Source organism: Candidatus Binatus sp., assembly GCF_030646925.1.
Classification (GTDB): Bacteria; Desulfobacterota; Binatia; order Binatales; family Binataceae; genus Binatus.
In genome coordinates, this window is sequence record NZ_JAUSKL010000066.1 from 18,493 (window position 1) to 44,534 (window position 26,042).

Sequence of the window (26,042 nt, forward strand, 5' to 3'; positions counted from 1 at the left end):
CTGTCAATTTTTGGTCCGTGCGACCTTCTGTCATTCCTGTGCGAGGTTTCGGAATTCGCCTTCCTCGGGATGATCCCGCCGATTTCTTTTGCCTGCTCGGGCGGATTTGCATAAGTCATCTGCATGACGATTGAATATCGCGCGCTTGGCAAGACCGGGCTGCGCGTCAGCACGCTCGGCTTCGGCGGATCGGAGGTCGGCTACCAGGGAGTCGCGCAGAAGACCGTCGATAAAATTTTGAATACCGCGCTCGATGCCGGCATCAACGTGATCGATACCGCCGAATGCTACGCCAACAGCGAGCAACTGATCGGCAAGGCGATCACGAGCAAGCGCGCGCATGTCGTGCTGATGACCAAGTGTGGGCATGCGCTCGGCTTCATGCGATCGGATTGGGATCCGAAGATGCTCGCGAAGAGTATCGATCGCAGTCTCAAGCGGCTCCGCACCGATCACGTCGATGTGATGCAATTCCACAGTTGCGACGCCGAGACGCTGGCCAAGCCCGAGGTGGTCGAGGTGCTGACCCGCGCGCGCCGCGGGCAAGACGCGGTTTATCGGCTATAGCGGCGATTCGAGCGATGCGCTGCACGCGGTCGAGATGGGGATTTTCGACACGCTGCAGATTTCGGTGAGTATCGCGGACCAGGAAGGGCTCGAGCGCGTGTTGCCCAAAGCGGCGGCGCGCGGGATGGGCGTGATCGTGAAGCGGCCGATCGCCAACGCGGCGTGGCGCACCGGCAAGGCGCCGGTCGATCCGTACGCGCGGCCGTATTGGGATCGCCTGCGGATGCTCGGCTACGATTTTCTGCGCGGCGAGATCGAAGCGTCGATCGCGACTGCGCTCAGGTTCACGCTCGGGTCGCCGGGCGTCAGCACCGCGATCGTGGGGACGACCCGGCCGGAGCGAATTGCGCAGAATATCGGCTATGCCGCGGCGGGACCGCTCGCGGCGGCGGAGTACGAGGCGATCCGCGCGCGGTGGAAGTCGGTCGCAGGCGCGGACTGGACCGGCCAGCGCTGATCGAGTCGGGCAAGTCGATCGCACCGTCTGCACCCTCACCCGCCAACGGCTCGATACTTCGCCGCTGCCGACCTCTCCCGCAAAAAAGCGGGCGAGGTATAGGACGGTGTGCGGATTCGTGCGACAGAGAGGAAGTCATCATGGAAATTGCATGGATCGGAACCGGTATCATGGGCGCGCCGATGGCGCTTCGGCTGCTGCGTGTGGGGCATCGAGTACGCGTCTTCAATCGCACGCCCGAAAAAGCGCGGGCGCTCGCGAACGACGGCGCGATCGTCGCGGCAGACGCGGCGGCGGCAGTCGCCGGCGCGGAAGTCGTGTTTATCATGGTGTCCGATACGCCGGATGTCGAGGCGGTTGTCACGAAGGCTGAGCCGGCGCTGAAAGCGGGACAACTCGTGATTGACATGAGTACGATTTCGCCGCGCGCCGAGCGCGCGCTCGCGGCGCGGCTCAAGCGACTCGGCGTCGATTATCTCGACGCGCCGGTTTCCGGCGGCGACGTCGGCGCGAAAGAGGGCACGCTCACGATCATGGCCGGCGGCGAGGAGAATGCATTCGAGCGCGCGCGTCCGCTGTTCGAGCATCTGGGGCGTCGCGCGACCTACATGGGCGCGTCGGGCGCCGGGCAGATGACGAAGCTCGCGAATCAGATCGCGGTGGCGCTCGCGCTCGAGGCGGCGTCCGAAGCGATCAGGTTTGCACAGGCGGGCGGACTCGAGCCGTCGCGCGTGCTCGAGGCGATCGGCGCGGGCGCGGCGGGTTCGTGGCAGCTCGCGAACCTCGGTCCGAAAATAATCGCGGGCGATTATCGCCCCGGGTTTTTTATCAAGCTGATTCGCAAGGATCTCAGGCTGGTCGCCGACGCCGCGCGCGAATCGAAAGTAGCGCTGCCGGGACTCGCGATGATGGCCTCGATGTTCAACAGCGCGGCCGCGCTCGGCCACGACCTCGACGGGACGCAGGCGGTGGCGGCCGTACTCGACAGATTGGCGGATGTGAAGTAGTACCAGAGGCGGATCGGATTTTTTGGAGGCGCGGAAAATGCCGGATTTACTCGTCGAACTGAAGGATCGCGTCCTTTACCTGACGCTCAACCGACCCGACAAGCTGAACGCGATGAGCGCCGAGATGATGGGCGGGTTGCTCGACAACCTGAACCGCGCCGCGACCAATCCCGAGGTCGGCGCGGTGGTGGTGACCGGCGCGGGACGCGGCTTTTGCGCGGGCGGAGATATCGGTGCGATGCGCGAGCGCAACGAAAGCGGGCGCGATGGCGCGGCGCAGACAATCGAGGAGCGGGTCGCCTCGCTGCGCCGCGGCGAAGAGGCGTCGCTGCTGCTGCACGAGATGCCGAAGGTGACGATCGCGGCGGTCAACGGGCCGGCGGCGGGCGCGGGACTGAGCGTCGCGATGGCGTGCGATCTTAGAATCGCGTCGGACACGGCGCGCTTTGGCACGGCATTCGCCAAGGTCGGATTCTCGGGCGATTACGGCGGCACGTGGTCGCTCACGCGGCTGGTCGGCTCGGCCAAGGCGCGCGAACTGTATTTTCTCGGCGACATGATCAGCGCCGAAGAAGCGCTCAAGCTCGGGCTCGCGAACCGCGTCTATCCGGCGGCGTCGTTCCGCGACGAAGTGCATGCGCTTGCGTCGAGAATCGCGAACGGACCGACGATTGCGTACTCGTACATGAAGGCGAATCTCAACGCCGCGATCACGCACGAATTCAAGGAACTGCTCGATCGCGAAGCGTGGGGACAGACGATGACCGCCCGCACGGAAGATCATCGCGAGGCGGTGAAGGCGTTCCTCGAGAAGCGCAATCCGATGTTCAAGGGCCAGTAGGTCTGAAACCACCAAGTCACGAAGACACGAAGCAATATTCGCGCGCGCAGCCAGTGCGCATCCATTTCCAAACATTTTCTTGGTGTCTTTGTGTCCTGGTGGTAATTGACTCTTTTGGGAAACGATCAGGAGGCAGACTCATGGACTTCAACACAATCCTGTACGGGGCGCGCGACGGCGTCGCGAAGATCACGATCAATCGTCCCGAGCGGATGAACGGCTACAACGAGACGATGATCAAGGAGATGGTCGCGGCGATCGATCTCGCGCGGCAATCCGACGACGTGCGCGTGCTGGTGATCACCGGCAGCGGGCGTGCGTTCTGCGCCGGCGGCGATATCAGCGGCGCGCCGGACAGCAGGTCGCGATTCCACGGGCATCCGATGGGACACATGCTCGAGATGCGCGAGGGGTTCCATCAGATCGTGCTGTCGTTGCATCGCTTCGACAAGCCGGTGATCGCCGCGATTAACGGCGCCGCGGTCGCGGGCGGACTGACGCTGGCGCTCTCGTGCGATTTCAGGATCGCATCGGACCAGGCCCGGCTCGGCGACACCGCGCTCAAGTTCGCGCTGCTCTGCGACGAGGGCGGCGCGTACCTGTTCCCGCGCTTCATGGGGCTCGATCGCGCGCTCAAAATGACGCTGCTCTCGGAAGTGTACGACGCGAAGACGGCGCTCGAATTGGGACTCGTGACCGAGGTGGTCCCGCACGCGGAACTCGACGCGCGGGTGAACGACTTTGCGCGCAAGCTGGCCGACGGTCCGCCGCTGGCGATCAGGCTCGCGAAGCGCATGATGTACAAGCAGCGCGAGATGACGCTCGAGAACGCGCTCGAAGACGCCGCGCTCAACGTGATGATCACCAATCCGTCCGAGGACGTGAGGGAAGGCACTCGCGCTTTTCGCGAGAAACGCAAGCCCGCATTCAAGGGCCGCTAACTTCGAATCTCTCTGCCGATGGAGGCCTCATCCGCATGCCGATGAAGAAAAAGGACATCGAGAAGCTGCTCAAGAAGCCCAACGTCGCGGTGGTCGCAGTGACCGCGCCCGGCGGCGCGCCGCACGCGGTGCCGACCTGGTACGAATACGACAAGGGGCAGATTTTTTTTCACACCGGCGCGGAAGCATTCAAGACCAAGTGTTTGCAGGCCGATCCGCGCGTCACGCTGGTGGTCGATACCAGGAAACCGCCCTACAAGTCGGTGATCCTGAAGGGCAGCGCGACGCTCGAGGAAAAGACCGACGACAAGCGGCTCGAGCGGATGGCGCATGCGTACCTCGGCAAGAAGCAGGGCAAGGCCTACGCCAAGGGGCTCAAGGGGCAGAAGGTGATCGTCGTGAGCTTCAAGCCGGAGCATACGGTGTCGTGGGACTACGGCAAGGAGAGTCCGTGAGCGCGGCGTTGCGGCGCATACGATTCGTATATACACTAGCAGATGCCGTTCGAGTGGGACGAGGCCAAAGATCGCACCAATCTGGCCAAGCATGGAATCGACTTCGACGAAGCAATCCATATCTTCGACGGACCGGTGCTCGAGATAGTTGATGCGAGGCGCGATTACGGCGAGACGCGCATTTTAGCAATTGGGCTCGCCTCTGGGCGCGAAATTTCACTGGTCTATACCTGGCGCGGACCGAATCGAAGAATAATAACCGCGCGGAGGGCACATGCGATTGAGCGAAGAGCATATCGTCAGGCGTTTGCGACCGCTGATCGACAGCGGGAAGACTGATTGGAAGCGGGTAGATGCGCTGACCGATCGGGAGATCGAGGAAGCGATTGCGTCCGACCCCGACGCGGCGCCGCTGCTCGACGAAGAGTGGTTCCGCACCGCAAAACTGGTGATGCCCGAGCGCAAGGTGCCGGTCTCGATGCGAATCGATCGCGAGGTGCTGGATTGGTTCAAGCGCGCGGGCCGCGGTTATCTCTCGCGGATGCATGCAGTGTTGCGCGCCTACGTTGCGGCGCAATCCAAAACAAAAACACGCAAGGCGTCGAAGACGGCGAAGTCCCGCAGTCAGCGCAAAAGCGCCGGCGCGAAATCAAAAGTGGTCAGTCGTGCGCGGAGCAAGGGCGTGCGTCGTCACGCGAAGTGATCCGCGCGCTCTGAAATCTGCGAAGGCTGCGGTGCAAAAACCCGAGCATGCTGAAGACCAGATTCTGCGAACTGTTCGGAATCGAGTATCCGATTGTGTCGGCGGGAATGGGCGGTGTCGCGCTCGCGAAGCTGGCGGCGGCGGTTTCCGAAGCGGACGGACTCGGGACAATCGCGCTGGCCGGTATCTCGCCCAGCGGCATACACGACGAAATCGCGGCAGCGCGCAAGCTCACGCGCAAGCCAATCGCGGTGAATCTTCTGATTCCATTTTTGCGCCCCGGCATCTTCGAGGCGCTCGCCAACGAGCCAATCGCGGCCGTGACGCTTTTCTGGGGCGATCCCGCGGAACAGATCCCGCCGTGCAAACGACTCGGGCTAAAAGTGATCTGGCAATGCGGCTCCGCGGCTGAAGCGCTCGCAGCAAAACGCGCCGGCGCCGACGCGATAATCGCCCAGGGCTTCGAGGCAGGCGGGCATGTTCGCGGCGTGGTCACGACGTTTGCGCTGATTCCCGAAGTGCGCGACGCGATCGGCGATCTGCCGATGCTTGCGGCGGGCGGAATCGCGGACGGACGCGGACTCGCGGCCGCACTAGCGCTGGGCGCCGACGGCGCGGTATTCGGCACGCGATTTCTCGCATCGCGCGAATCGGCGGCGCATCCGCTATTCAAGCAGGCGTTGATTGCGGCGCACGCATCGGACACCGTGCATACGAAGCTTTACGATGTCGGATGGCCCGACGCGGCGCATCGCGTGATCCGGACGCCGCTGTTCGACGCTTGGGAGCGCGCCGGCCGCCCCGAATCCGGCAAGCGTCCTGGCGAGGGCGAATCGAACGCGCGGATCAAGCGCCCGGATATCGAGGTGCCGCTGGTCAGATATTCAGTGATGGCGCCTTCGGATTACATTGAGGGCGATATCAGCGGTCTGGCGTTCTACGCGGGTCAATCGGTGAGTTACGTGCATGAGATCGCGCCGGCTGGCGAGATTGTGCGACAGATTGCGAATGAAGCGCGCGACGTGATCGCGTCGCGCCTCGCGCCGCTCGCGCGCTAGCTGAACACACGAAGTCAGAATGCTTTAGGTAATCCCGCCTGCTTGAGGACTGCGTTAGCCGTGTGCCGAGACAGAATCTTGTTGTCGACAGTGAAGTGTCTTCTCGATTTCGGACGAAACTAGATTTCGTGATCACTTTGCCGTTACGGATAAACTTGCACCCTCCACTTTTGGGAAGCTTCTTAACGGCCGGAGTGAAGCTCTGAGCCATCGCGGCGCGTCAGGCTTGCAGCCGGAGGCGTTCGCGGTATTCGGCTCGAACTTCGAATCGAACGTCACGATCGGACTCGCGATGCTTCTGTGGCAACTGCCCGTTGGCTTCCAGCAGTTCGGGTAACATGACGCGAAGTTTCTTGATCAGCCCATTCAAGTCGCGAGCTTCGGTTGCGAGTCTCGGACGTCGTTGCTGGTAGCGACCCAAACCCGAGCCTCAGCGTCCCATGAAGCCTTAATCAGGTACACTCGGTTTTTTGCAGAGTTTTCATCGGAGCCTAGCGAGCACCTTATCACGCTTAGTACTCGCGCGCTAAAGAGGGCGCTGAGTCGGGCGATGCTTTCGGCTGGCTAATGCATCTGAGATAATCGCATTAGTGGCGCGACAAGTTCCAATCGAGGCGGTTTTCGAGGCACTGGGCAGCGTAAAGTACCCGGGCTACTCGGCGGATATCGTCGCGCTTGGGATCGTCGAGGCAGCCGAAGCAATTCCGACCGGCGGCTACGCGATCACGCTGCGGCAGGCGACCGAGCGCGAAGAAGTCATTCGCGAGCTTGCCGCGAGGATCCATCAGGCGCTCACGCACGATCTCGGAATACCCAAAGTCGAACTGAGGGCGCATCGCATCGAGGCGGAACTCGGCGAGAAGACTGGCCGCGTCCGGCTCGAGGGCATCAAGCATATCGTCGCGGTGGGCAGCGGGAAGGGCGGCGTCGGCAAATCGACGGTGGCGGCGAATCTCGCGCTGGCGCTGGCGAGCCTGGGGCTTAGCGTCGGGCTGCTCGACGCGGATATCTACGGGCCGTCGATACCGATGATGTTTGGCGTCGGCGCCGAGCGGCCGAAATCCGCGGGCGGGCAGAATTTTTATCCGATCGAGAAGTACGGCGTGAAGATGATCTCGATTGGATTTTTTCTGGGCGAGAAGGCGCCAATCATCTGGCGCGGTCCGATGGTGATGGGCGCGGTGCGGCAGTTTCTGAAAGACACGCTCTGGGGCTCGCAGGATTTTCTGATCGTCGATTTGCCGCCGGGGACCGGCGACGCGCAATTGACGCTTGCGCAGCAGGTGTCGATCGACGGCGTGGTGATCGTCACGACGCCGCAGGACGTGGCGCTGCTCGACGCGAATCGCGCGGTGAAGATGTTCCGGCAGGTGCATTGCCCGATTCTCGGCGTGGTCGAGAACATGAGCTATTTCGTTTGTCCCGATTGCGGCGAGCGCGACGAATTGTTCGGCGAGGGCGGCGGCGAGCGGATGGCCAGGGAAGAAGGCACGCGGGTGCTCGGACGGCTGCCGATTTATCCCGAGGTGCGCGAAGCGGGCGACGCGGGGATGCCGATCGTGATCGCGAATCCGAAGCATCCGGCGAGCGCGGCATTTATCGAGCTGGCGCGGCAAATCGTCGAGGCAACCTCCGCAGGCTAAAGCCTGTGCCACGCGATTCGAAGGCTGCATACTTGCCCCCCCTTTCGCGCACCGTTAGTGTTGCGGTTCAATTGAAGCTGGTGGCGGGCCGTGGAAACGCGGCGAATCATACGCGGGGAGATGGTCCCGGAGTTCGAAAATGTCCACGTTGATCACAGAGGAATGCATCAATTGCGGTGCGTGCGAGCCGGAGTGCCCGAACACTGCGATTTACGAAGGCGGCGCGCAATGGGAGCAGGATGGCGCGACGAATCCCGCGATCAAGGAAGACATCTATTATATTGTTCCCGACAAGTGCACCGAGTGCGTCGGTTTTTTCGATCAGGAACAATGCGCGGCGGTATGCCCGGTCGATTGCTGTATCCCGGATCCAAACATTCCGGAGACCGAGGAAGTTTTGATCGAGCGCGCGCGCAAGCTTCATCCTGAGCAGACTTTCGGCGCCGACTATCCGTCGCGGTTCCGCAAATCCTGATACTTGAAAATCCCGCCGCGGCGTTTTTCTCGGGGCACGGCAGATGATCGCGCCGAGTCAGCGCGCGGATTCTGGGTCCGAAAAAATAAGGAGTTTCAGTTGGCGATAAAAGAGCCGGTCCGAATCGCTCCGGCGAACGGCAAACTCGGCGTGCTGCTGCCCGGGATGGGCGCGGTCAGTACTACTTTCATCGCGGGCGTCGAGGCGGTCAAGCGCGGAATCGGCGCGCCGATCGGATCGCTCACGCAACTTGCGACCGTCCGTCTCGGCAAGCGCACCGAAGGACGCACGCCGCTGATCAAGGATTTCGTACCGCTGGCGAGCTTGAACGATCTCGAGTTCGGCGGCTGGGACATCTACGAAGACACTGCGTATGAGGCCGCGCGCAATGCGGCGGTGCTCGATCCGGCGCTGCTGGAGAAGGTGCGCGAGCCGCTCGAAAAACTTCATCCGATGGAAGCGGTGTTCGATCAGGAATACGTGCGCCGAATTCACGGGCCGAACGTCAAGGAAGCGCGCACCAAGATGGACAAGGCCGAGATGTTGATGGACGACATCCGGGGTTTTCGCGAGCGCACGGGTGTCGCGCGCACGGTGATGGTGTGGTGCGGTTCGACGGAGGTGTTTCATCGGCCCGCGGAAGTTCATCAGACGCTGAAGGCGTTCGAGGCGGGGCTCGCGAACAACGATCCGGAGATCGCGCCGAGCCAGATTTACGCGTACGCCGCGCTCAAGATGAACATCCCGTATGCGAACGGCGCGCCGAATCTCAGCACCGATACGCCGGCGCTGCTCGGGCTGGCGCGCGAGCGCAACGTTCCGATCTGCGGCAAGGATTTCAAGACCGGGCAGACGTTGATGAAGACGATAATCGCGCCGGGGCTGAAGGCGCGGATGCTCGGCCTGTCGGGATGGTTCTCGACGAACATCCTGGGCAATCGCGACGGCGAGGTGCTCGACGATCCGGGGTCGTTCAAATCGAAGGAAGAAACCAAGCTCTCGGTGCTCGACGAAATTCTGCAGCCGAAGCTGTATCCCCAGCTCTACGGCAATTTGTTTCATTCGGTGAAAATCAATTACTACCCGCCGCGCGGCGACGCGAAAGAGGGCTGGGACAACATCGATATTTTCGGATGGCTCGGCTATCCGATGCAGATCAAGATTAATTTTTTGTGCCGCGATTCGATTCTTGCGGCGCCGCTGGTGCTCGACCTCGTGCTGTTCATGGACTTGGCGCAGCGCGCGGAGATGCGCGGAATCCAGGAGTGGCTGTCATTTTATTTCAAGGCGCCGCTGCACGCGCCGAACCTGTATCCCGAGCACGATATTTTCATTCAGTTGATGAAGCTCAAGAACACGCTGCGCTGGATGCGCGGTGAGGATTTGATCACGCATCTCGGGCTCGAATACTACGATTGATCGCGTCCTATTTCATAAAGCACTCGTTGCGCTCTAGAATTGTTGCGCGATGAGCGTGCTGGCGGGCAAAACGATCGTTCTCGGCGTAAGCGGCGGAATTGCCGCTTACAAAGCGGCGGAGATCGTGCGTCTGCTCGTCACCGCCGGCGCCAATGTCCGGGTGATGATGACGCGCAACGCGACGGAGTTCATCACGCCGCTCACGTTGCAGACGCTCAGCCAGAACCCGGTCGCCACCGACACCTTCTCGCTCACGCAGGAATCCCAGATCGGGCACATACGCCTCGCGGACAGTGCCGACGCGATCGTGATCGCGCCGGCGACGGCGGACGTGATCGCGAAGGCCGCAGTGGGAATCGCGGACGATATCGTGACGACGGTGCTGCTCGCGACGCGAGCCAAAATCGCATTCGCGCCGGCGATGAACGTGCACATGTACGAGCATCCGACGGTCGCTGAGAATCTCGCCAAATTGAGCGAGCGCGGTGCGGTGATAATCGATCCTGCGGAGGGCGCGCTGGCGTGCGGCTACGAAGGCAAGGGGCGTCTGCCGGAGCCGGCAATCGTGGTCGCGGAAGTCGAACGGATGCTCTCGGTGCAGGACTTGGCGGACGAAAAAATACTGGTTACGGCGGGACCGACGCAGGAGGCGATCGATCCGGTGCGGTTCGTGTCGAATCGATCGTCGGGCAAGATGGGCTTTGCGATCGCGCGCGCGGCGCGGCGGCGCGGCGCTGAAGTGAAGATCGTCGCAGGGCCGTCGTCGCTCGCGACGCCATACGGGATCGAGCGAATCGAATCGATCAGCGCACAGGAACTGTTGAATGCGACGGCGCAGAATTTTCCGTGGTGCACGACGCTGGTGATGGCGGCGGCGATCGCGGATTTCAGACCCTCCAATCCGGCAGATCGAAAAATCAAGAAAGATGCGCGCGGAATTCAGATCGCGATGGAACCGATCGCGGATGCGATGCCGCAACTCGCAGCGAAGAAGGGATCGCGATTGCTAATCGGTTTCGCGGCGGAGACGAACGATTTGGACGCGAACGCGCGCGACAAACTGAGGCGCAAGCGCCTCGACCTGATCGTCGCCAACGACGTGACGCAGGAGGGCGCGGGCTTCGGCGTCGATACCAATATCGTGACGTTGATTGGGGCGGATGGCCGCGCCGAAAGTCATCCGCAGTTGTCGAAAGACGCGGTCGCTGATCTGATCCTCGATCGAATCGCGGCGTTGCGCGCGGCGAAATCGAAACCGGCGCGGCTCCGCGCCGTACGCTAATGGGCAGCGCCGAATCGCCGCTGGATCGCCGCACGCTGGTCGAATCGCTGCGCGATTACGTCGAGCAGATTCGAGAGGAAGGGCTGGAGGGATTGCCCGCGTCGAGCACGGTGGCTCCAGGAGCCATCGCGAAGGCAAGCGCGCCTCCGCAGACTGCGCGAACGCAGGCCGTCGAAGCGTCGAAGCCTGATATCGCGCCGGGACCGGCGGTCGAGCTGATCTCGAAATATCCGGGACTCGAAAAAGCATCGACGCTGGACGAACTTCGCGAATTTATCGGCGATTGCACGCGATGCAAACTCGCGCCGTGCCGGACCAACCTGGTGTTCGGCGTCGGCAATCCGAGCGCGCAGTTGATGTTCGTGGGCGAGGCGCCGGGCGCCGACGAAGATGCGCGCGGCGAGCCGTTCGTCGGGCGCGCAGGACAATTGCTCACCGACATTATCGAGCGTGGCATGGGTATCAGCCGCAGCGACGTTTATATCTGCAACGTGATCAAGTGCCGGCCGCCGGACAATCGCAATCCCGAACCGGATGAAGTCGCGTCGTGCGAGCCGTTTCTGATGCGGCAGATCGATCTCGTGCGGCCGCGCGCGATCGTCGGACTCGGCACGTTCGCGGTTCACGCGATTCTGAAAATCAAAACGCCGATCAGCAAGCTGCGCGGCAACTGGCACGAGCTGCGCGGCATCCGCATGATGCCGACGTTTCATCCCGCGTATCTGCTGCGCAATCCGGGCGACAAGCGGCTGGTGTGGGCCGATATCCAGGAAGTGATGAAGTACCTCGGGATGCCGATTCCGCGGCGCGGCGGTTCCAGTTCGTGAAGCTGCGACGAAGCGCGATTGCCGGCGCGAGCATCGCGATCATGTTGATTGTCGCGGCGCATATCAGCGTAGCGAATTCTTTGGCCGCCGCGGCGCCGGAGCATCCGTGGGTCGAGCTGATCGCGATCGACGGATCGATCAATCCGGCGACGGCGTCGTACATCGACGATGCGATCGCGTCGGCGGACAAGGGCGGCGCCGCGGCGCTGATAATCGAGCTCGATACTCCCGGCGGCCTACTGACTTCGGCGGAAATAATCGTGAAGCATCTGCTCGCCGCGCCGATACCGGTGATCGTTTATGTCGCACCTTCGGGAGCGGGCGCCGCGTCGGCGGGAACATTCATCGTCGAAGCTGCGAACATCGCGGCGATGGCGCCCGGCACGACGATTGGCGCGGCGCATCCGGTGGAAGAAGGCGGCGCGGACATCAAGGGCGTGATGGGGCAGAAGATCGAAAATTTCACTGCGAGCTTTGCGCGATCGATCGCGCAGCAGCGCGGGCGCAATCAGGATTGGATCGAGCAGGCGGTGCGGCACAGTATCGCGATTGGCGAGCGCGAGGCGTTGGCGAAGAACGTCGTCGATATCGTCGCGCCGGATCTTCGGAGCCTGCTGACGCAGGCGAGCGGGCGCAAAATCGAAGTGGCGGGCGAATCGCGAACGCTGGCAATCGCGGACGCCGCGGTGCGCCGCGTGCGGATGACGCTCGGCCAGCGGTTCCTTAACACGCTTTCCGATCCCAACATCGTGTACTTGCTGCTGATGGGCGGGCTGATCGGGCTGTACTTCGAATTTGCGCATCCGGGGGTGATTTTTCCCGGCGTCGCCGGCGCGATTTGTCTCTTGCTGGCGCTCGCGTCTTTTCAGATTTTGCCGATCAACCTGGCCGGGCTGTTGCTGATTTTTCTCGGCGTCGGACTTTTGATCGCGGAGGCATTCGTCACCAGCTACGGGATTCTCGGCGTCGGTGGCGTGGTCGCGCTGGTGATCGGATCGCTGTTTCTGATCGATACTTCGAAGACCGATTTGGCGGTGAGCCACGGAATTATTTATGGCACCGCGGCGGCGCTGACGATGATCATTCTTGGCCTTGGCTATATCGTGACGCGCGAGCGCGGCAGGCCGGTAAAAACCGGACCCGAAGGACTACTTGGCGAAGTTGGCGAAGTACGCGAGGCGATCGCGCCGGGTGTGCCGGGCAAAGTTTTCGTACACGGAGAAATCTGGCGCGCCATCAGCAGCGAGCCGCTCGGCGCCGGCGCTCGCGCGCGCATCAAGGCGATTAAAGGTCTGGAGTTGGAAGTGCAGCGAATAGCTTGAAGTCGAGTTGCGCGGCGCTCGGTCCGCTACGAGCGCGAGTGCGAAAGGAGAAACGCGATGGTGTCTGGAATTGGCGTAATCGTTTTCATCTTCGTGATGTTTCTCCTCGCGAGCATCAAGATTCTCAACGAATATGAACGCGGCGTGGTGTTTCGTCTTGGGCGGCTGACGCCCTATCGCGGGCCGGGCATGGTTTTCATTTTGCCGATAATCGAGCGGCTGGTGCGAATCGATCTGCGCACGGTGACGCTCGACATTCCGCCGCAGGACGTGATCACCAAGGACAACGTGACCGTCAAAGTCAGCGCGGTGTTGTATTTTCGCGTCGTCGATCCGTCGCGCGCGGTCACCGAAGTGGCGAACTATTTGTTTGCGACGATGCAGCTTGCACAAACGACATTGCGCTCGGTGGGCGGCCAGACGGAGCTCGACGAACTGCTCAGCCAGCGCGACAAGCTGAACGCGCGGATCCAGGAGATCGTCGATGCGCAAACCGAGCCGTGGGGAGTCAAGGTGACGCTGGTCGAGTTGAAGAACATCGATTTGCCGCAGGACATGCAGCGTGCGATTGCGGCGCAGGCGGAAGCCGAGCGCGAGCGGCGCGCGAAAGTGATCGCGGCGGAGGGCGAATTTCAGGCGGCACAACGGTTGTCGGACGCGGCGGAAATCATGAGCAAGAGTCCGATCACGCTGCAACTGCGGTATTTGCAGACGCTCAAGGAGATCGCGACGGATCACAATTCGACGACGGTGTTTCCGCTGCCGATCGATTTGTTCGAGCCATTCCGCGCATTCGCGAAGGCCGCCGCCGCGCGCGACGAAAAAGACAAGATTTGATCACGCGGTGGCGAGGTCTGAGTTAACGATGCCGCAACATTTGCGCCGCTATAATTTAACGATGAGAGAAAATTCTGGAGTCATGGGCATTCAACGATGGGCAAGCTGATCATGGTTCGTCACGGCGAGAGCGAGGGCAACGCGATTCGCCGTTTCACGACGTCGGGCGAGGCGCAAATCACGGAACTTGGACGGCGGCAGGCGCATGAAGCGGCGCAGAAAATCAAGCTGATGTTTCGGCCGACGCTGGTGATCGCAAGCACGTATCTGCGCGCGCGCGAGACCGGCAGGATCATTGCGGAGGAACTGCAAATCCCGATCGAACTCGAACACGAACTGCGCGAGCAGAGTCTCGGCGAACTCGCGGGGCGGCCGTACGAATCGGTGCAGGAGGATCCGACTTTCGATCCGAAGCAGTCGTGGCTATGGCGTCCAGCGGGCGGCGAGAGCCATATCGAAGTGCGCGCGCGCGTTGCGCCGGTGCTCGATCGAATCGTCGCGAAGCATCCGCACGACGAACTTGTGATCGTGAGTCACGGCGGGGTGATGCGATGCACGTGGGCGCACGTGACCGGCAAATGGGAAGATGCGCACGTGCCGCCGAATTGCGGAATCGTGCTGATCGAGCATCGCGAGGGCGAGTACTTGTCGCCGCGAGTTGTCCATGGCGAAGGGCCGGCGCGCGAAACCGGCGGATGATTCAGGATTTCAGCGGCAAGATCGAATCGAGAAAATCCTGCGAGCGCAATCGGCGGTCGAGTATCGACGAGATGAAACGCGCGAGCGCGAGTGCGCCGTCGGGACCGGTCGCAGCGGCGGTAGGAGAATCTTCAATCGGCAGATTGCCCAGGCGTGCGAGAATCGCGGCGCTCTTCGCACTGACTTTGATCGCGCCTTCGGGGACTCGATCGCGGCATCGCGCGCATACGATCCCGCCGCGCGACACGACGAAGTAAACCGCGGCGCCGTCGTCGAGGCTGACGTTCGCGCACACGCGGCATCGCGCGAACTCGAGTCCGAATCCAGCCCATCGCATCAGCCGCATCTCGAACGCCTGGCGCAAAGATGATTGAGCGACGCCAACGCTGAGCGCGGCCATGGCGCCAAGCAGGATGTGATAAGCCTCTGCCGCTTCGCCTTCCTCGGCGGTCAACGCTTCGGTGAGTTCCAGCATGTAGCTGCCGAGCGCAATTTTCCCGAGGTCGTCATCGAGCACGTGCTGCGCGAGGTCGGCGGCTTCGGCGCGCGTGATGAATACGAGTTGTCCATGCGGACGCCGCCGGAAATGCAAATTGACGTGCGAGAATGGTTCGAGCTTGCGCTCGAAGCGATAACGCGAGGACTTGGCGCCCTTGGCGATTCCGCTCAGCTTGCCGAATTGCAGCGTGAGCAGCGTGACGATTCGATCGGAGTCGGCGTAGTCGCGCGCGCGCAGCACGATCGCGGGCGTGGATTCTTCCGCGGGCATTTTCTAGTCGCCGACGCTGCGGCGGAACAGTGCCTGCTGAATACTTTTGACCTCGGTGCGCATCGTGTCGGCGTCGGCGATCGCGCGGCCGCTGTCGGAAGCCTCTTTCAGCAGCGTATCGAACCGATTGACGATACTCGCGAGCTTGGCGTTCGCCTCGGTCATCGCGCGCTGCCGCAGTTCCTCGCTTTCCCACACGCCCTCTGCGTATTCGCGCAGCTCGCGGCTCTCGAATACCAGCTCCTGCAGTTTGTCCTGGTAGCCGCGCACGATTCGCTTGAGCGTATCGACGACTTTGGGCCGCTCTTCCGGATCCTTCCACAGCACGTGCGCGAGAAACATCAGGTCGTCTTCGATCACTGCTTCGCGGCCGCGCAGCAGCGCGTGCGCGCGCAGAACTGAGAGCGAGTTTTTCCAGCGCCGATCCGAAACGACGATTTGCTCGCGCGCGAGTTCGCGGCGGATTTGCACGATCGATTGGAGAATCGCGCCGGGAACATCCACGGCTGCGGCCCTTTCCTGCAATGCGCGCAGTTCGTCGAAGGTGATCGTGGTGCGCGAGCGTTCCGCGCCGCCCGCGAGCATCCGGATGAAACCGTGCTCCTCGGTGATGTAATCCGCCATGAAGCGCAGCATGAAGCGATCGTAGAGCGCCGTCAGTTCGTCTTCATCGGGCAGTTCATTGGACGCGCCGAACATCGTGATGAGCGGCACTTTGATTCGCGCGCGGCCGTTGTGAAAAATTCGTTCGTTGATGATCGTCAACAGCGCGTTCAGGATCGAAGAGTTCGCCGTGAAGATTTCGTCGAGAAACGCGATGTGCGCCTCAGGCAGTTTGAGCGAAGTGACGCGCCGATAGTCGTCTTCCTCGAGTCCCTTCAAACTGACCGCGCCGAAAATTTCTTCCGGCGTGCTGAATTTCGTGAGCAGCCACTGAAAATAAGCCGCGCCGTCGATGCGATTGCAAAGCTCGTCGGCGAGCATCGATTTGGCGGTGCCGGGCGGTCCGATGATCAGCAGGTGGTTTGCCGAGAGCATCGCCACGATAGCGCCGTCGATCAGATCGGCGCGCTCGAGGAACATCCGATTCAGTTCCTCGCGGATTTTCGCGAGTTTGGCGATCGCTGGGTCTGGCATCGTCGATGGAAAATCGCCGCGCCGCGGCGTTTGTATGATCTTTACCAGAGGAAGCGCGGAGACTTAAGCCGGTCGCGAGAAAACTGGAGCATCGCGCGACCGTCGCGCTTGCCCCCGCGCCATTGCGGGCGCTAGATCAATTCAAAGCGTGCGGCCGAACTGATCGAATCGTTCCCGCGCGCATCTCAGGAGGGTGGCGATGGAAAAGGCGTTGTCCGGCGTCAAAGTTCTCGACATGACCCAGTTCGAAGCAGGCACCTCGTGCACCGAGATGCTGGCGTGGCTGGGCGCCGACGTGATCAAGGTCGAATCGCCGAAGCTGGGCGAGCAGGGGCGCTGGATGCTGACGGAAAAGCAGGGCGTCGATTCGTACTACTTCATCCTGCTCAACGCGAACAAAAGATCGATCACGCTGAACCTCAAGACCGAGAAGGGAAAAGCGATTTTTATCGACCTGATAAAGCAAGTCGATATTCTCTCAGAAAATTATTCGCTCGGCACGCTCGAGGGCCTCGGCCTCGGCTACGACAAGCTGCGCGAAATAAATCCGCGGCTCATCTATCTGACGATCAAGGGCTTCGGCACGCACGGGCCGTACAGCAAATACAAGAGCTTCGACATGATTGCGCAGGCGTCGGGCGGCGCGATGTCGCTCACGGGATTTCCCGGTTCGCCGCCGCTCAAACCCGGCCCGACGATCGGCGATACCGGCACCGGAATGCATGCGGCAATCGGGGTGCTCGCCGCCTACATCCAGCGCGAGCGCACTGGCAAGGGGCAGAAGGTCGAGCTTTCGATGCAGGAAGCGGTGCTGAATTTCGTGCGGGTGCCGATGATGGGAACCTACGTCACGAAAAAACCGACGCCGCGAGTGGGAAATCGTCTCGGGGGTGCGGGTCCGGGCGACCTCTACAAATGCGCGCCAGGCGGCGACAACGATTACTGCTACGTGCTGTGCACCAATTTCGAGATGTTCGAAAATTTGTGCAAGGCGATGGGCCAGCCAGAAATCGCGCAGGACGAGCGCTTCAAGGAACCGAAGGAACGCGCCAAGCACGTCGAGGAACTGACGGCGATCATCACTGGATGGACCGGCAAGCACACCAAGCATGAGGTGATGCGGATGCTCGGCGAGGCCGGTGTGCCGTGCGGCGCGGTGCTGGACAGCGTCGAGTTGCTGAACGATCCGCACATGAAGGAACGCGGGATGATCGTGACGATCAATCACCCGGTGCGCGGCGAATTCACGATGCCCGGATGTCCGGTGCGTCTCGAACATTCGCCGGTCGAGGTGAAGTCGGCGCCGCTGCTTGGCCAGCATAACAGCGAAGTTTACGGAGACATGCTGGGCCTCGGCGCGGGGCAGCTCGACGATCTCAAGCGCGAAGGAATCATCTAGACCGCGGCGACGATCGCTTGATGGCGCGCGGCGACCTGTTCGAAACAATCGAGTATTTGAAGCGCGATGGGGAGGGCCTCCTCGCGCGTTTCGCTCGCGCCAATCGCGGCGTCGCGTACGCCGATCTGCGATTCGAGGTCGGCATGAATCGCGCAGGCGCGGCGGTGAACGGCGAGCCGCGCGACAGCTCTGAGAGCGAGAGTGCGAGTTATTCGGTATCGGTGCACGTCGCCGGGCAAGGCGGAGCGATCGGACACGGGCAGACCGGCGCAGAGATCGGCGGGCTGGCGATGAATCGAAGCAAGCTGGTCGCGGAACTGAGGCGCGGACTATCAGAGGCATACGATCGCGCACGATTCAGCGCCCGCGAGAAAGCGGACCTAGTCAAAAATCTCGGCGATGCCGCGAAGGGCCTTGCGATGCCGCCGCTCGCGCCTCGCGAGCCGGTGCGCGACGAGGTCGAGGCGATCTTTCAGCGCGATCCGCGCGCGCTCTCGACCGACGAGCTGAAGAAACTTTCGCTCGATGCGTCGCGCGAGGTTGCGGCGCTCGGCGATGCGATCGCGTACCAGGTCGTCGCGGCGATGACCGAATTGCGCCGCGAAATTTTCATCGACAGCGCGGGCAGCGTCATCTCGCAGGGCTTCGCGTTTTCTCAGGGCGACTGTTACGTCGTCGCGCAAGACGGCGACGGCCATCAGGAAAGTTACGACACGATCGGGCAGCAACGCGGTCTCGAATGCCTGAGCGACGGATGGCGCGGCGAGTTGATGCCTAATCCGGACCTCGCGACATTTTGCTTTGATCTCGCGAGCGAGGCGCGCGATCTAGCGGCGGCGCCGGTGTTCAAGCCGCCGGACAACGAAGTTGTGGTCGTGACCGATCCGCATTTCAACGCGCTGGTTGCGCACGAAGTGATAGGCCACCCGTGCGAAGCGGATCGCGCGCTCAAGATGGAAGCCGCGTACGCGGGCCGAAGCTGGTTTCTTCGATCGATCGCGGAGAACCAGCTTGGCAAGGTCGTGGGCGCTCCGATTTTGTCGGCGTGCTCCGATCCGACGCTCGATGGTTATGGGCAATATCGCTACGATCATGAGGGCACGCGCGGACGCCGCGTGATGCATATCGATCGCGGCGTGTTCAGCGGGTTCCTCAACTCGCGCGCAACCGCGGCGGCTCTGAACGCCATGCCGAACGGATCGGCGCGTGCGAGCGAAGGTTATCACGTGCCGCTGATCAGAATGTCGAACACGTTTTTCATACCGGGTGAGACGGCGCCCGAGCAGATCATCGCGGACGTCGAACACGGTTACTACGTCTGCGGGCATCAGACGCCGTCGATCTCGGAGTCGCGCGAGAATTTCCGGATTTCGGCGCGCCGCGTGTATGAAATCGAGCACGGACGAATCGGCCGCCTCTATCGATCGGGCAGCGTGATCGCGGATTCAAAGAGTTTCTTCATGAACGTCGATGCGGTCGGCAACGACTTGCGTTTGATCGCGATTCCGAATTGCGGCAAGGGCCAGCCGATGCAGGTGAAGCGGATGTCGAACGGCGGGCCGACGCTGCGCTCGCGGGCGAGGCTCGGTGGCGGCTGATGCTCGAATTGGAGGAGCTGAAAAAATTCGTGCACGATGCGGCGCGGGAAATCGCGCGCGAGAAAGACATCGCAAGCTTCGAAGTTTACGCCGCGACCGCTGAGAATCGCATCGCGCGGATCAATTACACGTCGGACATCCCGTGCCGCGGTCTCGAGGAATTCAAATCGATTCACGCCGATGGCTTCCAGGTGCGGATTGCGATGCTCGCGAATCCGCATGAAGTCGGCATCGCGTTCGAAGCGCGTGATTTGAGCCGCGAGGCGCTGCGCGATGCGCTCGATCGTGCGCGCAGCGCGGCAATCGTCGATCCGCACTTCCCGGGCTTTCCCGATGAGCCGAAGAAAATCGCGCACCGCGCGAGTGACAAGAGCGATCTGGCGCGCGTCGGCGATCGCGCGATCGCAAATGCGGCGTGGGCGGTGCTCGAAGGCGCGTTGTCCGCGTTTCGAAGATCGAAGGCATCGAGGAACGAACATCCGGGACTGATCATCGGCGGAGATGTGTCCGTGATTCGCGACCGAATCGCGGTGTTCAATTCGAATTTCAGCGACATCCGCATCGACCAGAGCGCGTATTTCAACGCGTCGGCTACATCGATCATCGAATCGCTCGATGCCAAGGGAACTGCGGTCGCGATCGGCGCGAACGCTGCGTCGATGCGCGACGCCGCTAGCGTGCTCGGCCGCGACGCGGTGAAACGAGCGCTCGCGCTCGCTCATGGCGTGCGCCCGGCGTCGGGGAAATTTCGCGTCGTGCTGGGACCGCAGCCGATCGCCGAAATTCTCAACTACATGGTGATGGGCTCGCTCACGAGCGGAGCGTTTCACGCGGCGAGTTCGGCGTATCACGCCCGCTTCGGCGAGCAGGTGATGGATGCGCGGCTCAGCCTCGCCGACGACCCGGCGCACGCCGCTGGCGCGATGCGCCGTCGAATCACCTGCGAGGGAATTCCCGCGAGCCGCGTCGAATTGATCCGCGACGGCAAGCTTGTCGGGTTGCTGTCGAATTTTTACGATACGCATCGATTGCTGACGGATGAGCATCGCAGTGAAAAGCTGGGCGCCGCCGCCGGCGCGAATCCTGATTTTCCGCCGCTCAGCGGCTACCGATTGGGCGAGGGCGGCGGACGCCGCTTCGATGCGCATCCGGGGTCGGCGGGGACCAATGTCGTGATGCGGGCGGGGCGCGGCCTCTCCGATCGCGAGTTGATGCGCGCGGTTGGCGACGGCGTCTACATCGGGCGCATCTGGTACACCTATCCGATCAATGGGCAGCGCGCGGGCGATTTCACCTGCACCGTAACCGGCGATTCGTACGTGATTCGCAACGGCGAAATCGCGGTGCCGCTCGCGCCGAATTGTTTGAGGATAAACGCGAACATCGCGCAGGTGTTCGAGAAGCCGATCGCGGTGGGCGCGCGCTCGCGGCCCGCGACGGTTTGGGGATCGCCAGAGGCGTACTACGTTCCCGCGATCGCCGCGGATGAAATCGATCTCGCCGAAGTTGGCGTCACGGCGTAGCGGAAGTCACAATTTCTTTTGCCAGAATTCCATCGGGATTTTTTGCGCGCCGAGGTTCGAGCGATCGAAGCCAAGTTTTCGATAGAGGCCGCGCGCGACGTCGTTGTCCTCGCGCACTTCGAGCGTGATCTTGCAGCATCGGAGTTCGCGCGCCTTCGCTTCGATCGTTTCCATCAGCAGCTTGCCGACTCCGAGGCCGCGGCAATCTGCGCGCACGCTGATGTCGTGAATGTTGATCAACGGACGCGCCGCGAACGTCGAAAATCCGAGAAAGCAGACTGTGAAGCCGACGGCTTCCGCGCCTCGATACGCGAGCCAGATCATTTTCGCGGGGTGCTTGCGAAGTTCGGGAATCAATTCGTCGAGGACGTTAGCGGGGAGCGGTTCGCCGCCTTGCATCGGATCGCGCGCGTAGAGATCCATCAAGCTGAGCAATGCATTCTGGTGCTCGATCCGATCCAGATCGGCGCTGACGATTTCGATGTTATCCATAAAGTGTTCGATCGAGCTTCGAGCCGCGCTTATGAGACCTTCTGATCGTTCTTGTAGGTCTCTTCCCAATTTTTGAAGCCCTGCGGATCCCATCGCTTCCAGACGCCTTCGCGTTTGCCGTTCCTGTATTGCCCGGTCGCCGCGATTTTGCCGTTCGTGTACCAGCCGACATGTTCGCCGTCCTGGATGCCGTCCTTGTAGTGATCGATCGACGCCTTTTGGCCATTGTCGTGCCAGCGCGTCCACTCGCCGTTCTGTTTGCCGTCGTGATACTCGCCTTTCATCATGAGCGAGCCGTCGGGGCCATAAATCGTGAACGGTCCTTCCTTGACGTCTTTGCCATCGACGGTTTTGACGCACCACGTTTCCGATCCTTCGGGCGGACCTTCGCCCATCAGCCTGCTGCCTGGCGGGCAGGGCGGCGCGACTTTGCACGCGCCAATGAGCAGCGCGATCACAACCAAAATAACCAGTCTGGATGCCATCGATATTTCATCACTCCGCAGCACGGCGTCGCGAGGCGTTAGCTCGCGTTGATCTCAGAATAGCGCGCGATTTCAAAACTTGCGATTGCGATTGACGCAACTTCGCGCCTGATGGATTTTTTGCGGCGCGTCGTTCTGTTAAGTTCTAAGTTTGGATACCGAAGCATGAATGGTCCCGATCAAATCTGGCCGGAGGCGGTCCGTACGCTCGAGAGCGGCAAGCCGTTCGCGCTCGCGACGGTGGTAAATGTGCGCGGCTCGACGCCGCGCGAAGTCGGCGCCAAGATGATCGTCCGCGACGACGGTCAATTCGGCACGATCGGTGGCGGATGCGGCGAAGCGGAAGTCTTTCGGAAAGCTCGAATACTACTTGAGGAAGGGAGCGGAGCGCGGCTCGCCGAAGTGGACCTGACCGGCGACTTCGATCAGAAGGAGATCGGCACCTGCGGGGGCATCATGGATGTCTTCGTCGATATCTGGTCGCCCGCGCGCGATCTGCCGATTGCGCGGCAGCTTGCCGACGCCGCGGGCCGCAGCGCTCCCGTCGCGCTGCTCACGGTGGTCGATCCGGGCGCGCGCGCCGAACTGCCGCCGGGTGCGCGCTCGTTTATCGATCCGGCTGCGGTTGAGAACGGCGGCGGCGCGACGATCGAGCTGCCGGAAGCGGCGCGCGCACAAATTACCGCCTGCACCACCGATGCGATTCCCTCCCTGTTCGAATTCGACAGCACGGGATCGTTGAAACCGATCACGCATCTCGACGCGTCGGGCGCGCCGCGGTTGTTCGTCGATCCGATCGTCGGTGCGCAGCGGCTGATCATCGTAGGCGCCGGCCATATCGCGATTCCGCTCTGCGCGATGGGCGCGATGCTCGGCTTTCATGTCACCGTGATCGACGATCGCGCGTCTTTCGCAAATAGGGAGCGCTTCCCGCAAGCCGACGCGATCATCGTGAAGCCCTTCAAGGCGGCAATCGAATCGCTCGCGCTCGACGGCCACTGCTACCTGATTTCGGTGACGCGCGGACATGCTTTCGACGAAGAGGCGGTGACCGCGGCGCTGCTGCAGCCGTGCGGATTCGTCGGCATGATCGGCTCGCGGCGGCGGGTGAAGGCGACGCTCGAGCGCCTCGGCGAGGCGGGTATCCCGCAGGAGCGCCTCGACGAGGTGCACGCGCCGCTCGGCATGGCGATCGGCGCGGAGACGCCCGAGGAGATCGCGATTTCGATCATCGCGGAAATTATTCGCGAGCGGCGAACCGGTATCCGCGACGATTTCACGCTCGGTGCGCGCTTCGGCCGTCTCAAACGCAACTCGACGTGATTCGCGTCGAGGGAATCATTCTGGCGGCGGGCGAGTCGCGCCGGATGGGCTATCCCAAGCCGCTGCTGAAGATCGACGGCGTTACGTTTATCGAAAAAATTTCGGCGAGCATGCTCGAGGTCGTGCCGCGCCTCGTGATCGTGCTGGGCGCTCATGCCGAGCGGATTCGTCCGGCGATTCCGCGCGACGAGCGGATCGCGATTGTCGAAAATCCGAACTATTCGCGCGGCCAGCTTTCGTCGCTCAAGGTGGGACTCGCAGCGATCGGCGCGCAAGCCGCCGCGGCGATGGTTCAGCTCGGCGATCATCCGCTGGTGCGCGCCGATTCATTCAGGCGGCTTGCCGACGCCTACGAAAAATCCGGCGTCCCGATTGCGATCGCGCGCCATGCCGGTCGCCGCGGGCATCCGCTGATTTTCGCGCGCGCGCTATTTGCCGAACTGCTCGACGCGCCCGAGGACGAGGGCGCCCGCTACGTCGTCAATCGCGATCCCGCACGCGTCATGTACGTTGACCTCGACGATCCGGGGATCAACCTCGACCTCGATACTCCCGCCGACCTGAAGCGCGCCGGGCTTGCGCCGCCGCCGCGCTCTAAATGATAGAATCGGATTGCTGACCGGCCACAGCAACAGGCTGGCGAATGCTTGTAACCTCGGCTGACCTGATGCGTATTAATGTTCAGTTATGTTCGGGCTGGCGCGGCACGCAACTTCCTGGTGGAGCTTGGACGACAAACCCGATCAGGATTTAGTCGCCGAGGTCCTTGGCGGAAATACGGAGTCGTTCGGCGAGCTTGCCGCGCGTCATCGGCCACGTATCGAGCGGCTATGCAAGCGATTTTTCTCGGACGGCGAGATGGCGCGCGATATCGCGCAGGAGAGCTTGATTCGGGCGTACACGGCGCTCGGGACGTATCGCGCCGAGATGCCCTTTCGCGGATGGCTGCGGGCGATCGTGGTGAACCTGTGCTACGACGAACTGCGGCGCCGGCGGCGGCGTCCCGAGGAATTGGTCGGCGATTTCAGCGCACCGGAAGTGCAGTGGATGCAACTGGTAAATCACGCGACGCCGGAGGAGATTGTCGGCGAGAGCGAAGAGCGCCGCGAGGCGCACGATTTGGCGCATCGCCTGCTCGACACGCTGAAGCCCGAGGATCGGATGGTGATGGTGCTGAAGGAAAGCGAAGAACTGAGTATCAGCGAGATCGCGGCGACGCTCGGCTGGAGCGAAGCCAAAGTCAAAATTCGAGCGTTCCGGGCGCGCCAGGCGCTGCGCAAGCAGGCCGAGCGGATTTTCGCGGCGGGACGCAGTAGAGAACAATGATGAACTGTTTTGAAACGAGAAATGAGTTCCCGGCGTTGTGGCGCAAGACCGCCAGCGCCGAGCGGCGCGCGGAATTGTTGGCGCATCTGGCGGGATGCGCGAAATGCGATCGCGCTTTTCGCGCCTTCGCACTCACGGCGCCGGTGCTGCACTCGGACTCCGAGCCGCCTGCCGCATCGGCGCGATCGCCGGGAGACCGCCGCGATTTTTCGGCGTTCGATCGTCCACTTCGGTTCGCTTCGATTCCACGCGTCGAACAAGGCCCGCGTCGATGGCTCGCGATGTCAGCCGCGGCGGCGATTTTCGTGTTTGCCAGCGGCGCCGCCTATCTATCGGCGCGCTCGTCGAGCGACACTTTGAACGACCTACTGTCGAAGCCGGAGATCAGCGCGACTTCCGAGGCTGCGGCCGATCCGTTCGCGCCCGAATTGCCATCAATCGAGAGCGATCTTGCCAGCTAGATCGAATATCTGGATGCTTGCGCTCGTTGGGGTTTCCTGCCTGCTAATTGGTTTTGCGGGAACCAACCTAGCATACCGGTATCACTACCTGCGGCCGCCCGGCGGCTCGATTATTGAACGGATGGGGCGCGATCTCAATTTGACGCCGGCACAACGGGACAAGATCGGCGACATCATGCGCGACTCCCGGTTCAAGGTGATCCAGGCGCGCCGCGACTACGAGCATCAGCGTCACCAGCTCTTTTGGAAGGCGCTCACCGAAGTTCGAGGGGTGCTCACCGCTCAGCAGCAGCAGAAATTCGACCACGAATTTGCGCGTCCGTGGGCGGGACACGACGGACCTGACGACGATTTCGGGCATCATCACGGGCCGATGCACGGCCCGGGCGATCCGCCTGCGCCGCCGCCGCCGCGATAACCTCTATAGCGCGCCCATCTGGCGCAGCACTTTCTCTGCTTCGGACGACGCCGCGGGATTCTTGGTGTCGGCGAGCGCGATCTTCAGATATTTCATCGCTTCATCGCGGCTGCCTTTCTCCGCGAGCAACTGGCCGATCCGCAGCGCCGCGAACGAATTTCCCGAATCGATTTCGTACGCCTTGCGATAATAGACCAGCGCGTCCTGCGTTTTTGGCGGCGTGAACGACATGTACGCCTCGCCGATATTCAGGTAGGCGCTGACCTGCTTGGGGTCGTGCTTCACCAGTTTTTGATAGACCTTGATCACGTTTTCGAAATCCGAGCGCGAGTTGTAATAGAGGCCGAGGTAAACGTAGGAGGCGTCATAGTCCGGATCGATTTCGGTCGCCTGCCACAAAAGCTTTACGGCGGCGTTACTGTCGGTCATCTTGATCGCGGCATCGACCAGCGCCCGCGCCTTGGCCGAGTTTGAATCCTGCGCGAACGCAGTTGTCGCTGCCGGGAGAATCTGAGGCGTGAGGAGAGCGAACAGCAGAGCGATCCGGACAAGTTTCAGAACAATTCGATCGCGCATGG

30 protein-coding genes and 2 pseudogenes are annotated in these 26,042 nt (G+C 62.1%); 25 read left to right on the forward strand and 7 right to left on the reverse strand.

Going from position 1 to position 26,042, the window contains the following annotated elements:
• Positions 1-123: 123 nt before the first annotated feature.
• The 9 genes from Q7S58_RS10970 to Q7S58_RS11005 all read left to right on the forward strand — a co-directional run bounded on the left by Q7S58_RS10970 (position 124) and on the right by Q7S58_RS11005 (position 6,029).
• Positions 124-567: an aldo/keto reductase gene (locus Q7S58_RS10970; protein WP_304824982.1), complete on the forward strand. Its 444-nt coding sequence runs from the start codon at positions 124-126 to the stop codon at positions 565-567.
• Positions 568-586: 19 nt separating this feature from the next.
• The gene (locus Q7S58_RS10975; protein ID WP_304825268.1) at positions 587-1,024 is read left to right on the forward strand and encodes an aldo/keto reductase; all 438 of its coding nucleotides are present in this window, start codon (positions 587-589) and stop codon (positions 1,022-1,024) included.
• Between the two features lie 140 nt (positions 1,025-1,164).
• Positions 1,165-2,031, forward strand: a complete 867-nt coding sequence (locus tag Q7S58_RS10980) for an NAD(P)-dependent oxidoreductase (RefSeq protein ID WP_304824985.1) — start codon at positions 1,165-1,167, stop codon at positions 2,029-2,031.
• A 37-nt stretch (positions 2,032-2,068) separates the two neighbouring features.
• Complete coding sequence (locus tag Q7S58_RS10985) at positions 2,069-2,872, forward strand: enoyl-CoA hydratase (RefSeq protein ID WP_304824988.1); 804 nt, start codon at positions 2,069-2,071, stop codon at positions 2,870-2,872.
• Positions 2,873-3,012: 140 nt separating this feature from the next.
• Positions 3,013-3,813 (forward strand): enoyl-CoA hydratase/isomerase family protein, encoded by an 801-nt coding sequence (locus tag Q7S58_RS10990; RefSeq protein WP_304824992.1) that lies wholly within the window; start codon positions 3,013-3,015, stop codon positions 3,811-3,813.
• Positions 3,814-3,848: 35 nt separating this feature from the next.
• Positions 3,849-4,268, forward strand: a complete 420-nt coding sequence (locus Q7S58_RS10995) for a pyridoxamine 5'-phosphate oxidase family protein (protein WP_304824995.1) — start codon at positions 3,849-3,851, stop codon at positions 4,266-4,268.
• 42 nt (positions 4,269-4,310) lie between these two features.
• Positions 4,311-4,607 carry a BrnT family toxin gene (locus Q7S58_RS22165; RefSeq protein WP_370655502.1) on the forward strand — a complete coding sequence of 99 codons (297 nt, stop codon included), beginning with the start codon at positions 4,311-4,313 and terminating at the stop codon, positions 4,605-4,607.
• A complete protein-coding gene (locus tag Q7S58_RS11000) occupies positions 4,543-4,971 on the forward strand; it encodes a BrnA antitoxin family protein (RefSeq protein WP_304824998.1) in 429 nt (142 codons plus the stop codon). Before Q7S58_RS22165 ends, Q7S58_RS11000 begins: the two co-directional genes overlap by 65 nt.
• A gap of 47 nt (positions 4,972-5,018) precedes the next feature.
• Positions 5,019-6,029, forward strand: coding sequence for a nitronate monooxygenase family protein (locus Q7S58_RS11005; protein WP_304825000.1), 1,011 nt, complete (start codon positions 5,019-5,021; stop codon positions 6,027-6,029).
• Positions 6,030-6,043: 14 nt separating this feature from the next.
• On the opposite strand, the pseudogene Q7S58_RS22170 reads toward Q7S58_RS11005, so the two are convergent.
• Both Q7S58_RS22170 and Q7S58_RS22175 read right to left on the reverse strand, forming a co-directional pair.
• Positions 6,044-6,240 (reverse strand): annotated as a pseudogene (locus Q7S58_RS22170) (type II toxin-antitoxin system HicA family toxin).
• Positions 6,241-6,249: 9 nt separating this feature from the next.
• Positions 6,250-6,539, reverse strand: a pseudogene (locus Q7S58_RS22175) (DUF1902 domain-containing protein).
• A gap of 80 nt (positions 6,540-6,619) precedes the next feature.
• Between Q7S58_RS22175 and Q7S58_RS11010 the strand changes: the two are divergent.
• The 8 genes from Q7S58_RS11010 to Q7S58_RS11045 all read left to right on the forward strand — a co-directional run bounded on the left by Q7S58_RS11010 (position 6,620) and on the right by Q7S58_RS11045 (position 14,533).
• Positions 6,620-7,672, forward strand: coding sequence for an Mrp/NBP35 family ATP-binding protein (locus Q7S58_RS11010; protein WP_304825004.1), 1,053 nt, complete (start codon positions 6,620-6,622; stop codon positions 7,670-7,672).
• Positions 7,673-7,811: 139 nt separating this feature from the next.
• The gene (locus Q7S58_RS11015; protein ID WP_304825007.1) at positions 7,812-8,147 is read left to right on the forward strand and encodes a YfhL family 4Fe-4S dicluster ferredoxin; all 336 of its coding nucleotides are present in this window, start codon (positions 7,812-7,814) and stop codon (positions 8,145-8,147) included.
• Positions 8,148-8,252: 105 nt separating this feature from the next.
• On the forward strand, positions 8,253-9,566 hold the full coding sequence (locus tag Q7S58_RS11020) for an inositol-3-phosphate synthase (protein ID WP_370655504.1): 1,314 nt from the start codon (positions 8,253-8,255) through the stop codon (positions 9,564-9,566).
• Between the two features lie 49 nt (positions 9,567-9,615).
• Positions 9,616-10,848: a bifunctional phosphopantothenoylcysteine decarboxylase/phosphopantothenate--cysteine ligase CoaBC gene (gene coaBC, locus Q7S58_RS11025; protein WP_304825011.1), complete on the forward strand. Its 1,233-nt coding sequence runs from the start codon at positions 9,616-9,618 to the stop codon at positions 10,846-10,848.
• On the forward strand, positions 10,848-11,675 hold the full coding sequence (locus tag Q7S58_RS11030) for a uracil-DNA glycosylase family protein (protein WP_304825014.1): 828 nt from the start codon (positions 10,848-10,850) through the stop codon (positions 11,673-11,675). Before coaBC ends, Q7S58_RS11030 begins: the two co-directional genes overlap by 1 nt.
• Positions 11,672-12,997, forward strand: coding sequence for a nodulation protein NfeD (locus tag Q7S58_RS11035; protein WP_304825016.1), 1,326 nt, complete (start codon positions 11,672-11,674; stop codon positions 12,995-12,997). Before Q7S58_RS11030 ends, Q7S58_RS11035 begins: the two co-directional genes overlap by 4 nt.
• Positions 12,998-13,054: 57 nt before the next feature.
• Positions 13,055-13,834 carry a slipin family protein gene (locus Q7S58_RS11040; protein ID WP_304825019.1) on the forward strand — a complete coding sequence of 260 codons (780 nt, stop codon included), beginning with the start codon at positions 13,055-13,057 and terminating at the stop codon, positions 13,832-13,834.
• A 96-nt stretch (positions 13,835-13,930) separates the two neighbouring features.
• Positions 13,931-14,533 (forward strand): histidine phosphatase family protein, encoded by a 603-nt coding sequence (locus tag Q7S58_RS11045; RefSeq protein ID WP_304825022.1) that lies wholly within the window; start codon positions 13,931-13,933, stop codon positions 14,531-14,533.
• Position 14,534: 1 nt separating this feature from the next.
• Here Q7S58_RS11045 and recO read toward each other — a convergent pair whose 3' ends face one another.
• Both recO and Q7S58_RS11055 read right to left on the reverse strand, forming a co-directional pair.
• Positions 14,535-15,302: a DNA repair protein RecO gene (gene recO, locus Q7S58_RS11050; protein ID WP_304825024.1), complete on the reverse strand. Its 768-nt coding sequence runs from the start codon at positions 15,300-15,302 to the stop codon at positions 14,535-14,537.
• 3 nt (positions 15,303-15,305) lie between these two features.
• A complete protein-coding gene (locus Q7S58_RS11055) occupies positions 15,306-16,439 on the reverse strand; it encodes an AAA family ATPase (protein WP_304825027.1) in 1,134 nt (377 codons plus the stop codon).
• 199 nt (positions 16,440-16,638) lie between these two features.
• Here Q7S58_RS11055 and Q7S58_RS11060 point away from each other — a divergent pair, with 199 nt between their 5' ends.
• From Q7S58_RS11060 to Q7S58_RS11070, 3 genes are read left to right on the forward strand one after another with little or no spacing between them, the layout of a single operon-like run.
• Entirely contained in the window at positions 16,639-17,838 is a 1,200-nt protein-coding gene (locus tag Q7S58_RS11060; protein ID WP_304825030.1) for a CaiB/BaiF CoA-transferase family protein, read from the forward strand.
• Between the two features lie 20 nt (positions 17,839-17,858).
• Positions 17,859-19,436 (forward strand): TldD/PmbA family protein, encoded by a 1,578-nt coding sequence (locus tag Q7S58_RS11065; RefSeq protein WP_304825033.1) that lies wholly within the window; start codon positions 17,859-17,861, stop codon positions 19,434-19,436.
• Positions 19,436-20,959 carry a metallopeptidase TldD-related protein gene (locus Q7S58_RS11070; protein WP_304825036.1) on the forward strand — a complete coding sequence of 508 codons (1,524 nt, stop codon included), beginning with the start codon at positions 19,436-19,438 and terminating at the stop codon, positions 20,957-20,959. The genes Q7S58_RS11065 and Q7S58_RS11070 overlap by 1 nt, the downstream gene beginning before the upstream one ends.
• A gap of 6 nt (positions 20,960-20,965) precedes the next feature.
• On the opposite strand, the gene Q7S58_RS11075 is transcribed toward Q7S58_RS11070, so the two are convergent.
• Positions 20,966-21,451, reverse strand: a complete 486-nt coding sequence (locus tag Q7S58_RS11075) for an N-acetyltransferase (RefSeq protein WP_304825040.1) — start codon at positions 21,449-21,451, stop codon at positions 20,966-20,968.
• Positions 21,452-21,480: 29 nt separating this feature from the next.
• Positions 21,481-21,936: a toxin-antitoxin system YwqK family antitoxin gene (locus tag Q7S58_RS11080; protein WP_304825043.1), complete on the reverse strand. Its 456-nt coding sequence runs from the start codon at positions 21,934-21,936 to the stop codon at positions 21,481-21,483.
• A 165-nt stretch (positions 21,937-22,101) separates the two neighbouring features.
• On the opposite strand from Q7S58_RS11080, the gene Q7S58_RS11085 reads away from it, so the two are divergent.
• The 5 genes from Q7S58_RS11085 to Q7S58_RS11105 all read left to right on the forward strand — a co-directional run bounded on the left by Q7S58_RS11085 (position 22,102) and on the right by Q7S58_RS11105 (position 25,464).
• The gene (locus Q7S58_RS11085) at positions 22,102-23,259 is read left to right on the forward strand and encodes an XdhC family protein (RefSeq protein WP_304825046.1); all 1,158 of its coding nucleotides are present in this window, start codon (positions 22,102-22,104) and stop codon (positions 23,257-23,259) included.
• Positions 23,256-23,861 (forward strand): nucleotidyltransferase family protein, encoded by a 606-nt coding sequence (locus tag Q7S58_RS11090; RefSeq protein WP_304825048.1) that lies wholly within the window; start codon positions 23,256-23,258, stop codon positions 23,859-23,861. Before Q7S58_RS11085 ends, Q7S58_RS11090 begins: the two co-directional genes overlap by 4 nt.
• 124 nt (positions 23,862-23,985) lie before the next feature.
• Complete coding sequence (locus Q7S58_RS11095) at positions 23,986-24,585, forward strand: RNA polymerase sigma factor (protein ID WP_304825050.1); 600 nt, start codon at positions 23,986-23,988, stop codon at positions 24,583-24,585.
• Positions 24,585-25,046, forward strand: coding sequence for a hypothetical protein (locus tag Q7S58_RS11100; RefSeq protein WP_304825052.1), 462 nt, complete (start codon positions 24,585-24,587; stop codon positions 25,044-25,046). The genes Q7S58_RS11095 and Q7S58_RS11100 overlap by 1 nt, the downstream gene beginning before the upstream one ends.
• Positions 25,036-25,464 (forward strand): Spy/CpxP family protein refolding chaperone, encoded by a 429-nt coding sequence (locus tag Q7S58_RS11105; protein WP_304825054.1) that lies wholly within the window; start codon positions 25,036-25,038, stop codon positions 25,462-25,464. The genes Q7S58_RS11100 and Q7S58_RS11105 overlap by 11 nt, the downstream gene beginning before the upstream one ends.
• Positions 25,465-25,467: 3 nt before the next feature.
• Here the strand turns inward: Q7S58_RS11105 and Q7S58_RS11110 are convergent, their stop codons facing one another.
• Positions 25,468-26,040, reverse strand: a complete 573-nt coding sequence (locus tag Q7S58_RS11110; RefSeq protein WP_304825056.1) for a tetratricopeptide repeat protein — start codon at positions 26,038-26,040, stop codon at positions 25,468-25,470.
• Positions 26,041-26,042 lie beyond the last annotated feature (2 nt).